Annotated in this window: 15 protein-coding genes; 3 read left to right on the top strand and 12 right to left on the bottom strand. The window is 63.6% G+C overall.

Going from position 1 to position 13,850, the window contains the following annotated elements; all coding sequences use genetic code 11:
* Positions 1 to 28: 28 nt before the first annotated feature.
* Together ABMA46_RS14155 and ABMA46_RS14160 are read left to right on the top strand one after the other, a co-directional pair.
* On the top strand, positions 29 to 382 hold the full coding sequence (locus ABMA46_RS14155) for a helix-turn-helix domain-containing protein (protein WP_349000262.1): 354 nt from the start codon (positions 29 to 31) through the stop codon (positions 380 to 382).
* Positions 379 to 1,272: an ImmA/IrrE family metallo-endopeptidase gene (locus ABMA46_RS14160; protein ID WP_349000264.1), complete on the top strand. Its 894-nt coding sequence runs from the start codon at positions 379 to 381 to the stop codon at positions 1,270 to 1,272. Before ABMA46_RS14155 ends, ABMA46_RS14160 begins: the two co-directional genes overlap by 4 nt.
* A 318-nt stretch (positions 1,273 to 1,590) precedes the next feature.
* Here the strand turns inward: ABMA46_RS14160 and ABMA46_RS14165 are convergent, their stop codons facing one another.
* On the bottom strand, positions 1,591 to 2,787 hold the full coding sequence (locus ABMA46_RS14165) for a DUF932 domain-containing protein (RefSeq protein WP_349000265.1): 1,197 nt from the start codon (positions 2,785 to 2,787) through the stop codon (positions 1,591 to 1,593).
* A 248-nt stretch (positions 2,788 to 3,035) separates the two neighbouring features.
* On the opposite strand from ABMA46_RS14165, the gene ABMA46_RS14170 reads away from it, so the two are divergent.
* Positions 3,036 to 4,235, top strand: a complete 1,200-nt coding sequence (locus tag ABMA46_RS14170; RefSeq protein ID WP_349000421.1) for a DUF1173 domain-containing protein — start codon at positions 3,036 to 3,038, stop codon at positions 4,233 to 4,235.
* A 78-nt stretch (positions 4,236 to 4,313) separates the two neighbouring features.
* Here the strand turns inward: ABMA46_RS14170 and ABMA46_RS14175 are convergent, their stop codons facing one another.
* The 11 genes from ABMA46_RS14175 to ABMA46_RS14225 form a co-directional block, all read right to left on the bottom strand.
* The gene (locus tag ABMA46_RS14175; RefSeq protein WP_349000267.1) at positions 4,314 to 5,192 is read right to left on the bottom strand and encodes a ParB/RepB/Spo0J family partition protein; all 879 of its coding nucleotides are present in this window, start codon (positions 5,190 to 5,192) and stop codon (positions 4,314 to 4,316) included.
* 651 nt (positions 5,193 to 5,843) lie between these two features.
* Positions 5,844 to 7,112, bottom strand: coding sequence for an MFS transporter (locus ABMA46_RS14180; RefSeq protein ID WP_349000268.1), 1,269 nt, complete (start codon positions 7,110 to 7,112; stop codon positions 5,844 to 5,846).
* Positions 7,109 to 8,545, bottom strand: a complete 1,437-nt coding sequence (locus ABMA46_RS14185) for an FAD-dependent oxidoreductase (RefSeq protein WP_425475751.1) — start codon at positions 8,543 to 8,545, stop codon at positions 7,109 to 7,111. The genes ABMA46_RS14180 and ABMA46_RS14185 overlap by 4 nt, the downstream gene beginning before the upstream one ends.
* Before the next feature lie 24 nt (positions 8,546 to 8,569).
* Positions 8,570 to 8,803 (bottom strand): hypothetical protein, encoded by a 234-nt coding sequence (locus tag ABMA46_RS14190; protein ID WP_349000272.1) that lies wholly within the window; start codon positions 8,801 to 8,803, stop codon positions 8,570 to 8,572.
* Between the two features lie 54 nt (positions 8,804 to 8,857).
* Positions 8,858 to 9,178: an ArsR/SmtB family transcription factor gene (locus ABMA46_RS14195; RefSeq protein ID WP_349000274.1), complete on the bottom strand. Its 321-nt coding sequence runs from the start codon at positions 9,176 to 9,178 to the stop codon at positions 8,858 to 8,860.
* A gap of 98 nt (positions 9,179 to 9,276) precedes the next feature.
* Complete coding sequence (arsH, locus tag ABMA46_RS14200) at positions 9,277 to 10,005, bottom strand: arsenical resistance protein ArsH (protein WP_349000275.1); 729 nt, start codon at positions 10,003 to 10,005, stop codon at positions 9,277 to 9,279.
* A 122-nt stretch (positions 10,006 to 10,127) separates the two neighbouring features.
* Positions 10,128 to 10,550 carry an arsenate reductase (glutaredoxin) gene (arsC, locus tag ABMA46_RS14205; RefSeq protein ID WP_349000277.1) on the bottom strand — a complete coding sequence of 141 codons (423 nt, stop codon included), beginning with the start codon at positions 10,548 to 10,550 and terminating at the stop codon, positions 10,128 to 10,130.
* Positions 10,547 to 11,608: an ACR3 family arsenite efflux transporter gene (arsB, locus tag ABMA46_RS14210; RefSeq protein ID WP_349000422.1), complete on the bottom strand. Its 1,062-nt coding sequence runs from the start codon at positions 11,606 to 11,608 to the stop codon at positions 10,547 to 10,549. The genes arsC and arsB overlap by 4 nt, the downstream gene beginning before the upstream one ends.
* A gap of 55 nt (positions 11,609 to 11,663) precedes the next feature.
* Positions 11,664 to 12,170 (bottom strand): arsenate reductase ArsC, encoded by a 507-nt coding sequence (locus ABMA46_RS14215; RefSeq protein WP_349000278.1) that lies wholly within the window; start codon positions 12,168 to 12,170, stop codon positions 11,664 to 11,666.
* Between the two features lie 11 nt (positions 12,171 to 12,181).
* Complete coding sequence (locus ABMA46_RS14220; RefSeq protein WP_349000279.1) at positions 12,182 to 12,514, bottom strand: ArsR/SmtB family transcription factor; 333 nt, start codon at positions 12,512 to 12,514, stop codon at positions 12,182 to 12,184.
* A gap of 68 nt (positions 12,515 to 12,582) precedes the next feature.
* Entirely contained in the window at positions 12,583 to 13,848 is a 1,266-nt protein-coding gene (locus ABMA46_RS14225) for a molybdopterin molybdotransferase MoeA (protein WP_349000281.1), read from the bottom strand.
* Positions 13,849 to 13,850: the final 2 nt, after the last annotated feature.

The following is a 13,850-nucleotide window of genomic DNA, read 5'->3' on the forward strand; positions in this document are numbered from 1 at the left end:
ACGTCAAGTTATCCATGTTGAAAGCACCATGCCGGAAGCCCAAGCCACTGATATTTTTAAGGAACGTCTCAAAGACGCCCGCAAACTCCGTGGCCTGAATCAGGCCGAACTTGCTGCCAAAGCCGGGCTTCCGGCTGCTTCGGTGTCTCATTTCGAGTCGGGCCCGCGGAAACCGTCGTTCGACAATCTCAAAGCCTTGGCTTCGGCCCTCAATGTGACCACCGACTATTTGCTCGGTCGATCCGATACGCCCGAGGCCTCAGCAGAAACAGTCGGACGCCTTCACCGCGACCTGAGCAAGCTCACCGAGGAAGACCTGAAGCTCGCCACGGATTTCGTGGGCCTGCTGGCCAAACAGAGAGGTGCGAAGGCAAGCGAATGAACACGAAGCCACGGCTCGCACGTCGTGCTCTGGCTGAGGCTGCTGCCAATGCAGTGCTTCGGCAGATGAAGATTGAAGGACTGTGGGTCGACCCCGAAGCAATCGCTGCCACCAAGGGGATCATGGTGCAGCCCAAGCCTGACACAGCTTTAGGCGTCTCGGGTATGCTAATCAAAGCCGGCGATGATTTCGGCATCATGTACGCAACGAACATTCCCAGCCGTGGCTTTCAGAGGTTCAGCATCAGCCACGAACTGGGGCATTACTTCATTGAAGGACACCCCGAAGCGCTGCTCACGACAGGTGTTCATCAATCACGCGCGGGCTTCGTGTCAGGTGATCCTTTCGAACAAGAGGCGGATCACTTCGCAGCCGCGCTTCTCATGCCGGAAGCGCCGTTCAAGAAGGCGATTGCGGATCGGGATGCGGGCTTGGCCTGCGTCGAGGCGCTCCGAAGAGAATGCGAAACGTCGTTGACGGCGACCGCCATCCGATACTGCACCCTCACATCAGACGGTGTTGCAGTCATCTGCACGACAGGCGACGCCGTTGACTGGTGCTTCATGTCTGATGGCCTCAAGCAGGCGAAAGGACTGACCTTTCTGCGAAAGGGCATCGGCGTTCCCTCAGGCACCATTACGGCGCAGTTTAATGCCAGCCCCGAAAATGTGCGTACAGGTCAACGCGACGAGGGCCAGAAACGGTTGAGTGACTGGATGGGCGGCGGCGGCAACTATCGCATCACCGAAGAGGTGGTCGGACTTGGGCAGTACGGGCGTACTCTGACGATTCTAACGTGCAAGGCGCTCAGCATGCGCTCCGAGGCTGAGCCTGAAGACGATGACGAAGACGCGCTGATCGAAAGCTGGACTCCCCGATTCCGCAAGTGATGGCGCTTAGGTAACGTTCGCGATAGCTGGACTCGCGACGGCGGCTTTCGGGACGCGAGGCCGGGTGGGCGAATGGCGGACATGGCGGCGCGTTGCCGCCGCAGTAAGCTCAACACCTGAACGGCTGCTATCCCGGCCTCGCCACCCAGGAGCCGTCAGGCAGGAATCCACCAATCTCGGTCATTCGCACTTATATGTTTACTCCCAGTGACCGGCGACGGCGAAAAGCGCCGCCCTCCGGACGGGGGGACGGCGCTTTGCATGGGGCGATCATGGGAAAACCGGACGTGCGATCAGCAGATCATCCGTCTGGATGGATCAGTGGGCGAGGTCGAGGAGCTTTTTTGCCTTGCCTTCCATTTCGAGCCGAACGTCCTGATGCTGCTTGTCGCGCGCTACCCGGGTGATCCCCTGGACGAAGTCGAAGATCGACGCCGGCGGATACCCTTCTTCATTGAGTACCGAGTCGATGATCTTCGCGGTTTCGCCCTTCGAGAAGCCGCGCTTGCGCAGGAATGTTGTCCGATCGTCATCGTCGCGCGCCACGATGCGTTCGCGTGCCGCCTTGATGCCGTTGACAAAGGGCATCGGCGAGGATTCGGCGAACTGGATCAGCGCTGGTTCAGCTTCAAGCGCAAAGCGCGAGGCAGCATATTTCGAATGGCGGATGGTGATCTCCTGGAAATCTTCGACGCCCCAGAGATTCCTGTTAGAACACACTGCGCGTAGGTAAAAGCTTGCAATTCCAAGGGTTTTCGACCCGACCTCGCTGTTCCACGCATAAAATCCGCGGAAATAGAGATCTGGTTCTCCGTTCGGCAACCGGCCGGCCTCGATGGGGTTGAGATCGTCGACCAGGAACACAAAGACATCGCGGTCGGAGGCATAGAGTGTCGTCGTATCTTTCGAGATATCGACATTCGGGTTGTAGATATGGGTGGACCAGTCGAGCAAACCCGGCACCTTCCAGCGCGTGTCGCCGGTGCCGTTGCCGGCGATCTTCTGCACCGCTTCGATAAGTTCATGGTCGAATATTCTGCCGTAGTCCGGACCGGTTACCGCTCGCAGCTCAAGGCGGCCGTTCTCGATCTCGAGTGTCTTGACCTGTTCGGCCCGGTGATTGAGCAGTCCGTGCTGCAGATTTATCCCGGCGAGCGGCGCCGGAAGTTGACGCAGATACGTGGCGGGCGCGCCGACCAGGCTGGCAAGCTGACCGAAGCTCCAGTGTGTCGGAGTGACCGGCGCATGAGCATCGGGTAGCATCAACGTCAGCCGCTCAGGATTGTCACGAGAGGCTTCGACGCGGATAGCCTCGCTTTCGACGATGCGGGTCTTGCTACGTTCGGATCGGTGCTTCACCGAATTATGCAGGTCCGTGAGTGACAGATACCGGTCGTCGGGCGGCCGGTTGAACCATTCCGACGACACGCGGCCAATGTTCTGGCCCCTGCTGACGTCGACCTTGTAGCCGTTGGACGTAATACGTGATGGTGCCTGAATTTCCATCTGGGTCATGGTCTTGCTCCGCAACGGGTGCCGGGAGCCTCTCCCCCGGTCCTTCACTCGCCGCCGCTAACCGGCCTCCCCTCTGCCTCTACCTGCGCCAGCCCGCGCGAAGCGCGGCGCGCTGCCGCATCGGCCGGTCGCAGGCCGCGCATCGTCGAAACAGTGCCCGCATTCAGATATCCCGAGGGTTGCGTCGTCGGTGAAAGCGTGAGTCAATGACGATAGGGGATGTGGCGGCGTCCGGAGCAATGGAGGCGATGCGACGGTTCAGACTTGCTGACGAGGTGATCGACGAGAAGGCGCCGTATTTGCAGAGTGCGTTAGCGGATGCTTACCGGAAACGGATTCGGCCGCGTTGTCTGTGCAAGGAAGGTGGGCTTCCAATGTACATCGCCCGAATTGGCGATCAGTACTTGGTCAAGCGCATGCCGCTCTCAGGTGGTGGGCACGATCCCAACTGCCCATCCTACGAACCACCGGACGAACTGTCAGGCCTCGGCGTGCTGACGGGTAGCGCCATACAGGTGGATCCGGAGAGCGGAATGTCGGCGCTGAAAGTGAGCTTCAGCCTGACGAAAATCGGGACGCGAGCGGCGCCGAATACGGGAACAAATGCGACCGACACTATCGTCGGGGATGCGAAGAAGCTCTCGTTGCGCAGCCTGCTGCATTACCTCTGGCAGCAGGCCGAGCTGACAGCGTGGACGTCGCGATGGGCGGGCAAGCGGCACTGGTGGAATATTCGGTGGCATCTGACGGAGGCTGCCGGCCAGATGACGGTGAAGGGCGGACCGCTCAGCGAAATTCTATTCATACCAGAGCCGTTTCGAGCGACGGACAAGAGCGCGATCGAACAACGGCGAACCGCAGCGCTTGCATCTGCTCTCCCTCCGAAGAGCGGGCCGCGCAAATTAATGATCCTGGTCGGTGAGGTGAAGGATTTTGCGCCGGCGCGCAGCGGCCATCGGCTGATCATAAAACACCTGCCGGATTTTCCGCTCATGTTGGAAGAAGGTCTTTATAGACGTCTCAAGGCCCGCTTCGAGAACGAGTTGGCGCTTTGGGGAGCGGACGAGGCTTCTCACCTGATCGTGATTGCGACGTTCGGGCTCACGCCAGTCGGTCTCGCGGTCGTGGAGGACATGGCGCTGATGGTTGTCGCCGAAAACTGGGTGCCCTACGAGTCCGCTTACGAGAAGAGGCTGGTCGACGCACTGGCCAAGTTGCAAGAGCGCAGCGTCAAGGGACTACGCTACAATTTGTCGGCCGAAAAGCCGACCGCGGCTGCTATTTTGCAGCGTTCATCGCAGCCGGTTGCGCTCTATGTCGTTCCACCCTCGGCCGACGGAGCTTACGAAGAAGCTCTCGGCGAGTTGATTACGTCACGGCCGGAAATCGGCGCCTGGATCTGGCGCACCACTGAGGGCGAGATGCCTCCCCTTCCGATGAACACCTAATGAAGGCTGGCACGCCCACTCCGGTTAGTTTGATCTGCGTGGATATGTCCTTGCCCCTTCGACTAGCGCGGCCTGCGACTATCCTTGTCCAAGACGCCTGCATAGTTCATCGAGCGGTTCGAGTGACCGGCAAACGAGCTTCAACTCTCCGACGTTGCCTTTGAGCGCAATCGTCACTCTCATGCCAATCGCATCCGAAAGCTTCTTTTCGAGCAAGAGCAAGTCGGCATCTTTCGCCGCAGAAGCGGATCGCGAGATCGAAGGGCTCTCTGCCGCAGGTGTCTGCGCGAGGGCTTCTGCCTGCCGCACTGACAGCCCGTCTTCGACGATGCGGCGCGCAACCTCTGTCGGGTTATCGGCGGTGACCAGCGTGCGGGCGTGACCGGCAGACAGCGTCCCGCTGACCAGCATATCGTGTACCCCGTCGGGTAACTTCAGAAGCCGCAAGGTGTTGGCCACGTGGCTGCGGCTTTTGCCGATGACCTGCCCGAGATCCGCCTGGCTGTAGCCATGCTCATCAATGAGCTGCTGGTAGCCCCGCGCCTCCTCGACGGGATTGAGATCAGCGCGCTGGACATTTTCGATAATTGCCAGTTCCAGCGCCGTACGATTATCGACGTCTCTAACGATAACAGGCAGTTCTGCCAGCCCGGCTCTCTGAGCCGCCCGCCAGCGTCGCTCGCCGGCGATGATCTCATAATAGCCCGACTGATCCGGAGATGGGCGAACAACGACAGGCTGAACAATGCCGTGCTCTCGGATCGACTGCGCCAGATCGATCAGATCGGCTTCACCAAAACTACGCCGCGGGTTGCGCGGGTTCGGGGAGACGAGTTCGATCGGAACCGTGCGATCCGGCGCGAGTTGGTTTGCCGGTTCGGGAGCCGGACTGTTCACGTCACCGATCAGGGCGGCAAGACCCCGTCCAAGGCGTCTTCCTGGAGGTTGTTCGTTCATCAGTTCGTTCCAGTGTCGCAACTGGTCGGTGCCCGACGTCAGGCTTCCTCATCTTCATTATTGGCCAGCCTTGCCGAATGTCCCCGCCTTGGAAAGCAGCCCGGCATCCTCGTGCGCCTCGAAATCGGACGGACGCGACGCGTGTTCAGGCCGAACTCGACCAGAACCTCTTCGTCGTCACACAAGTGTAGGGCGCGCCGGGCGTTCTCAGTCGTCCCAATTGCGCCCTTCGGCAATGAAGCGGCTCGGCGCGACCAGGATGCCACCGGGTTGGCAGGCACGCCAGTAGGTGCCTCAGTATTGCGCCTTCGGGTAGTGTCAGAGCGCAGAATCATCGCGAACACGATGATGCATCGCGGCGGTTTCGGCAACCTATTCGGCGGTGAGTCATGGTAGTACGAACCGCCACCCGTTTGTCTTGCCGGGTTTGGCGCGCGGTCTTCCCGCTGATCCGGGCGGTCGGCACGACGCGGGCGACGCATCGCTTCTCTTCATTGTGAAAGGCGAGGTTTTCGCGCTTGGCGAAAGTGTCGATTTCCGCTGAGAGCCGATCGGGGATTTTCGCCAAGAAGTTCTTGGCGGAGATCAACACGCTGTCGCTACTCTCATCTATCCATCGTAGAATCGACAAAGCGGTATGCTGCCACGGGTCTAACCGCCGTTCCCTCCAGCTGTCCCTTTGCCGTCGGGGCGGCGGCTCAACACCGCGGCCGTCCAGAAACCGACGCACAGCACGATCGCTCCGATCCCGATCGCGACCAGAACGGCGTCGTAGCCTCCCGTCCTCGACCATATCCACGCGGCAGCCAAGGGCGAGATGGCCAGCGTCACGTTCATTGGGGCGACCAGCGCGCCGTTGATCGCCCCGTAGGCGTCGCGGCTGATCATCTCGGGGACCATCAAGCCGCGCACGATGGTGATCATCCCGTTCGCCCCGCCGTAGAAGGCGGCGATCAGGGCGATCACGAGCACGCTCGGCGGAGCCCAAGCGAAACCGACGACCGCCAGCGGGAACACGATCACGATGATCGAGCCGACCTTGCGAACGGGGGCGTTCGGAGCAAGGAACATGATCAGCAGCCGCCCGGCGACCTGTGCCGGGCCGATCACCGCGAGGACGCTGACGACGCCCGTGGAATCCAGTCCGCGCTCAAGCAGGAACGGATAGAGATGGAAGGTCAGCGCTGCGAAGGCGGCCTCGTAGCCGACGAGCGCCACCATGAGCGCCCAGAAGACGGGGCGCCGCATCGCCCACGCCACGGCCTTGCGGCCCGCCAGCGGCTCGGGCTCGTGCGCTTCCCTCGTTCGGCGCGGCCGGTCCTTACTCGGATCGATCGCCAGGAAATAAAGTCCGCCGCAGACGATGACGTTGATCGCGCCGAGCACCATCAGCGCGTCGCGCCATCCGACATGGTCGATCAGAAACTGGATCAGCGGGATGAACACGGTGCTGGCGAACCCGCCCCACAGCGTCAGCGCCGTGATGCCACGGCGGGCGTTTCCCGAGCCAACCCTCCGCGCGATCACGGCGAAGGCGGGTTCGTAGAAGGTCGCGGCCTGAAGGCAGCCCATGGCCGCGAAGATGGCGTAAAAGACGAAGATGTTCGAGACCTGCGACCAGGCGAACAGCATGAGCCCGGCTCCCACCGACGCCAGGCTCATGACGTAGCGGCCCCTGCCCCGGTCGATGGCCGCGCCGACGGGATAGGCAGCGACTCCCGCCAGCGTCAGGCCGAGGGTCGCAGCGCCGTAGATCTCCGTCTTCGGCCAGCCGAGGTCCGTTCGCATCGCCTCGGCCATAAGAGCGAAGCTGTAGTAGAGCGTTCCCCACGAGCATATCTGCGCGACTCCGAGGGCTGTGATCAGCCCCCTCGTCGCGCCATGTTTCTCTCCCTGCTCGTCTATCGCAGTGCTCGTCACGTGGCGCTCCGGCAACATCCGGCCTTCGCGACGGGCGCCGGTTCGGCCGAAGCGGGCATCGTAGCGCAGCCGCAGCCGCTTTCGCCATGCGCCTTGGCTTCCGCGTCCTTGGGGCAGCAGGCGTCCGCCCCGACCGGAGCGGGCCCGCCACAGCAGCCCGCGGCCGCGTCGGCTCCGTCGCCCGGGTCGGCGCTGCACACGCCCGTTTCCGGAAGGACCAGATGTACCTCGCGCGCGGCGCGGTGGTCGCCCGCGATTTCGGCGACGACCGAACGGACCTGCTCGTAGCCCGTGGCCATCAGGAACGTCGGCGCACGGCCGTAGGACTTCGAGCCGACGATGGCGAAGCCCGGCTCGGGATGGGCGAGTTCCTCGATGCCGTGCGGCGGGACCGTGCCGCAGGAATGGAAGTTCGGATCGATCAGCGGGGCGAGCGCTGGCGGCGCTTCCACCACGGGGTCGAGCGCGACGCGCAGTTCGCCGAGGAACGAGAGGTCCGGCCGGAATCCCGTCGTCACGACGATCCGGTCGACCGCGAGGCTGAAGGGTTCCCCTGCGACCGTCGCCTCGACCAGGAGGCCGTCCCCGTCTCGCGCGATGCGGTTCACGGCAAAAGAGGTCAGCATGTTCAGCCTGCCGTCCTCCATCGCCCGCTTCGCGGCGAGGCCCAGCGCGCCGCGCTCCGGCAACTGGTCGTTCAGCCCGCCGCCGAGAAGCTTTTCGACGCTGCGGTGACGCAACGCCCAGAAGATTTCCGTTCCCGGGTCGCCTTCCTGAAGTTCCATGAGGGCGAGCGCGACGTTGATCGCCGAATGGCCGCCGCCGATCAACAACGTGCGCTTCCCGGCATAGTCGCCTCTGCGGCTCCCGATCACGTCGGGTATGCCGTAGGCGATCCGGGCGGCGGCCTCGCGCTCGCCCGGAACGGGCAGGCCGTCGACGCCGATCGGGTTCGGCCGCGTCCAGGTCCCGGACGCATCGATCACCGCGCGAGCAAGGACACGGTGCTCGCCGTCCCTGTCTTCGTAGCGGACGACGAAGGGAGAATTCTCCCGGCCCTCGTTCGAGACCTTGTCATGGCCCTGCCGCGTCACGGCCGTGACGGTCGCGCCGAGCCTCAGGTTCCGGGAGATTTCCGGCAACGCTGCCAACGGGGCAAGATAGTCCCGCACGATCTCGCCGCCCGTCGGCAGCCCCTTGCCGTCCGGAGCCGTCCAGCCGGAGCGATCGAGGAGCGCCCGCGCGGCGGCGTCGATGTTGTAGGTCCAGGGCGAGAAGACCCGGACGTGGCCCCATTCGAGGAGCGTCGCGCCGACGCTGTCGCCCCGTTCGAGGACGAGCGGACGCAAGCCGCGCCGGACGAGATGCGCCGCCGCTGCGAGGCCGGCAGGCCCCGCGCCGATCACCGCTACGGGAAGGCTGGAGGATGTCATCGCATTCATGTCGTCCGTCTCCCTCTAGCAGCAGCCATGCAAGGTCTGTTGCCCCGGCATGGGGCCTTGGCAGCACAGCCACCGCAGAACAGACGACGGATCCCGGAAATAGGCCGACCGTAGCGAGGGGGCGATGTCGCGGCGCGCCAGCCCGACGTCGCGGAGCTGCGCGTCATTGAGCTCCTTCAGGCGGGCGACGTCCACCCGGCCCTGAACGGCGTTGGCAAGGATCGAGGTCATTCGAGAGAGGATAGGCATCTTCTTTCTCCGTCCAATGTTCTAGAAACACCGAAATAGACGACGCGCAAAAAGCTACGCCGCCTCTGTTTCGGCCGCCTGCCCGCACTTGCTGTCGAGACAGCATTCATCGACCAAGTAGCCGACGAGCGCCTCCATGCCGGGATAGTTGGCGCGGCAGATCAACGTGGTCGCCTGCCGCTCCTGCGTGACAAGGTCCGTGTCGACAAGCCGTTTCAGGTGATGGGACAGCGTCGAACCCGGGATCGCCAGCTTCTCCTGGATGCTGCCTACCGGGAGGCCTTCCAGGCCCGCGCGCACGAGGGTGCGGTACAGCTTCAAGCGCGTCGGGTTTCCGAGGGCTTCGAGCTGGGCGGCTGCTTTTTCGAGTTTCATGGAAATAACATAAGCCGACGGTCCGGCTTGTCAACCTTAATTCGACTACTGTCGAAATTAGACGCTGTGGACGTCGCGCCAAGAGGCGGATGGAACCGCTAGATCGACCGCTGGTTCACCCGTTTCGAGACGGCTTCCGCGCTCTCGACGCGCTCGGAATAGCGGTCCGTCAGGTAGTCCGCCCTGTCACGCAGGAGGAGCGTGAACTTCACCAATTCCTCCATCACGTCGACGATCCGGTTGTAATAGGGCGACAGCTTCATGCGGCCCGCCTCGTCGAACTCGACGAAGGCCTTCGCGACCGACGACTGGTTCGGGATCGTGAACATCCGCATCCAGCGTCCGAGAATCCGAAGCTGGTTGACCGCGTTGAAGCTCTGGGAGCCGCCGCAGACCTGCATCACCGCCACCGTCCTTCCCTGGGTCGGACGAACGCCGCCGAGGGAGAGCGGCAGCCAGTCGATCTGGGCCTTCATGATGCCCGTCATGGAACCGTGCCGTTCCGGCGAGCACCACACCTGCCCCTCCGACCAGAGCGACAGGTCCCGCAGTTCCTTCACCTTCGGATGGTCCGCCGGCGCCGAATCCGGAAGAGGCAGTCCGGCCGGATTGAAGACGCGCACCTCCGCGCCCAGCTTCCGCAGGATTCGCGCGGCCTCCTCCGTTGCAAGCCGCGAATAAGAACGTTCGCGGACCGAACCGTAGAGCATCAGGATTCGCGGCGGATGACTGGCGCGCTCGACGTCGAACAGCGCCGCGGCATCGATCGGTTTCAACTGGTCTTCGACGACGTTGGGAAACGTGTCCAAGGGCGAGTGGGCGTTCATGCGGGTCTCCTGCTGCAGCCGCATCCTCCCGTTGCGGCTTTTTATTTCGACATTTATCGAAATATTGATTAGCCGACCGCCCGGCTAGCGTCAATGCTATTTCGATAAAAATCGAAACACAGTCAGCGCACGCGCCGTCCTTCGCCGTCGACGACGACCTCACCGTCCTCCTTGGTGAAGGGACCGATGTCGGAATTGGGCAGGATGTCGAGAACGGCTTCCGACGGCCTTGCCAGAACGACGCCGAGCGGCGTGACGACGATCGGACGGTTGATCAGGATCGGATGCCGGAGCATGAAGCCGATCAGTTCGTCGTCGGTCCACTTGGGATCGGCGAGGCCGAGTTCGCGATAGGGCGTTCCCTTCTCGCGCAGCAACTCACGCGGGGTCATGCCCATCGCCTCGATCAGTTCGACCAGCCTTTCTCGCGACGGCGGATCCTTCAGGTATTCGATCACCTCCGGCTCCTCGCCCGACTGGCGGATCATGGCGAGCGTGTTGCGGGATGTGCCGCAATCCGGGTTGTGGTAGATGGTGACGGTCATTTCGCTTGTTCCCCGACAGCGGTTCCGGAAACGCCCGCCCCGCGTTCGTACCAACCCTTGCTCCGGTTCACGATCCAAACGACCGACAGCATGACGGGGACCTCGACAAGGACGCCCACGACCGTCGCAAGGGCAGCGCCGGAACTGAAGCCGAACAGGCTGATGGCCGCAGCCACCGCGAGTTCGAAGAAGTTCGACGCCCCGATCAAGGCGGACGGCCCTGCCACGCAATGCCGTTCGCCGGACACGCGGTTGAGCACGTAGGCGAGGCCCGAATTGAAATAGACCTGTATCAGGATCGGCACGGCCAAAAGGGCGATGACCATCGGCTGGGCGATGATCTGCTCGCCCTGGAAGCCGAACAGCAGGACCAGCGTCGCCAGCAGGGCGACGAGCGACAGCGGCTGCAAGGTATCCAGCAGGTCGGAGAGCGCGGCGTCGCCGCCCCTCGCCAGCAGGCTTCGGCGCAGGAGCTGCGCGACGATGACGGGAATGACGATATAGAGGACGACGGACAGGACGAGCGTGTCCCAGGGCACCGTGATGGCGGACAGGCCAAGCAGCAGGCCGACGATGGGCGCGAAGGCGACCACCATAACGGCATCGTTGAGGGCGACCTGCGACAGCGTGAAATGCGGCTCGCCCTTCGTCAGGTTCGACCATACGAACACCATGGCGGTGCAGGGCGCGGCGGCGAGGATGATCAGCCCGGCGATATAGGAGTCGATCTGGTCGGCAGGCAGGTACGGCCGGAACAGCCAGCCGACGAACAGCCACCCGAGCAGCGCCATGGAGAACGGCTTGACGGCCCAGTTGACGAACAGCGTCACGCCGATCCCGCGCCAGTGCCGGCCGACCTCGCGTAGCGCCGCGAAATCGATCTTGAGCAGCATCGGGATGACCATCAGCCAGATCAGAATGGCGACGGGGATGTTGACCTTGGCGACCTCCGCCGCACCGACGGCGTGAAACATACCGGGCATCAAATGCCCGAGGGTGATGCCGGCGACGATGCAGAGCGCCACCCAAAGAGTCAGGTATCTTTCGAAGAAGCCGATCCCGGCCGGGACGGCGTCCTCCCGGTTCAACGTCCTGTCGGTCATGACTGCCTTCCTAGCCCGCCTTCGGCAGGTTGCGGCCGATCTCGTCCAGACGCTTCTGCAGGGAGAGCTTGTCGACCGCCTGCATCGGCAGCGCGGTAAAGATCGAGATGCGGTTGTTGAGCATGCGGTAGGCTTCTGCGAAAGCCAGATGCCTTTCGGCGTCGGTCCCTTCCACCGCTGCCGGATCGGGAACGCCCCAGTGCGCCGTCATCGGCTGGCCGGGCCAAACAGGACAGGATTCGTTGGCGGCGTTGTCGCAGACGGTGAAGACGAAATCCATTTCCGGCGCATCCGGGGCCGCGAACTCCTCCCAGCTCTTCGAGCGGGCGAACGACGTGTCGTGATTGAGGCTCTTGAGGAGTTGCAGGGCGAAAGGATGCACCTCGCCCTTCGGATGCGACCCAGCGGAGAATGCCTTGAACCTGCCCGCCCCGACGCGGTTCAGGATCGCCTCGGCGATGATCGACCGGGCTGAATTCCCGGTGCACAGGAAAAGGACGTTGTACGGTTCGCTCATCGCATCCTCCTTCAGCAATCGCAGGTCACGGCCTTGATCACGGGCTGGCAGAGTTCCGGCGAGCCGTTGCAGCAGTCTTCCATCAGGTACGCGAGCAGGTCGCGGAACCCGGTCATGTCGGCGACGTACCGCACGACGCGGCCGTCGCGCTCGTTGCGGACGAGTCCTGCGTGGGACAGTATCTTGAGATGGGCCGAAGCCGTGTTCTGGACGGCGCCGAGGCGCGTCGCGACCTCGCCGGCGGGAACGCCTTCCTGCCCCGCCTGGACGAGCAGGCGGAAGATGTCCAGCCTCGTTTCCTGTCCGAGGGCGGCGAGGGCCGCCAGAGCCGCTGTCTTATCCATATATCCGTGATTCCAGATTGATGCTTTGTAGCTATACAGCATGACGGAACGATGACAAGTCCCGTGGATCAGCGGATGGATTCGAAGCGAAGGGGAGTCCCGGGTTCGACCGCTTCGACGTCGGGAGGCAGGATCGCGATCCCGTCGGCGAACGCCAGCGCGGACAGGCTGGCCGACGACCCGCGGCCCAGCATCTCCAGAACGGGGAGGCCATCGGCGTCCTGCGACACTATTCGGACCGGCACGAATTCGGTACGTCCAAGGAGCTTGCCGTAGGCGAACCCGGAACGGGCGGCCTGCCACTCGGGGCGGACCTGGCGCAATCCTCCAGCCGTGCGGATGGCAGGCAGCGCGATCTGCCTAAAGGTCACGAGGGCCGCGTTGGGATTCCCAGGCAGGGCCGCCACGAGCGCGCCGCCGATCAGTCCGACCTTTAAGGGCTTGCCCGGCCTCATCGCGACCTTGAGGACCTCGAGCTCCGCGCCGCTGTCCCGCAGGACGGCGGCGACATGGTCCTCCTCCCCAGCCGAAACGCCGCCAGTCGTAACGATAACGTCCGAACGGTCCACGGCCTCCGCGAAGGTTTGCAGCAGCGCTTCCCGGTTGTCGGCAACGATGCCGAAGTCCAGGGCCTCCACCCAAGGCAAAGATGCGAGGGACGAGCGCAGGAACGTCCGGTTCGAGTTGTAGATCTGGCCCGGAGCCAACGTCTCGCCGGGCTCGCGTAGTTCGTTTCCCGTGGAGACGACCGAGACCCGGACCTTCCGGTAGACCTCGACTTCGGCGATCCCCGCCCCGGCGAGCAGGGCGAGCCGTTGCGGGGTGAGGACGTCGCCGCTGTCGACGAGGCGGCTTCCGCTGCCAACGTCCTCACCGGCGCGCCTGACGTTTTCTCCAGGGCGCGGCATGCAGCCGATCACCACGCCGCCGCCGCGGACCTCGCAGCGCTCCTGCATGACGACGGCGTCGAATCCTTCCGGCACGGGAGCGCCGGTGAATATCCGGACCGCGCATTTCCCCTCGGGCGCCGAAGCCGCGTCTCCGGCCTTGACAAGTCCCTGGACCGGGAGCCTCCATGGGCCGTCTCCGGAAAGGTCGGCCCGGCGCACGGCGTAACCGTCCATCGCCGAATTATCGAAAGGCGGCAGCCGCATCGGCGATCCGACAGGGCGCGCGGCTATCCTCCCCCGGGCTTCGAGAAGCGCGACGCGTTCCACCTCCACCACGGGCCGTGCGGCCGCGATGGCCTTCGCAGCCGCCACATCGACGGGCAGGATCTCGCCGGCGGCCCCGACGGAACACGATGCTTCGAGGGGAACGGCAAGCGGAGCCACGG

The organism is Mesorhizobium hunchu (genome assembly GCF_040081975.1).
Lineage (GTDB): Bacteria > Pseudomonadota > Alphaproteobacteria > Rhizobiales > Rhizobiaceae > Mesorhizobium > Mesorhizobium hunchu.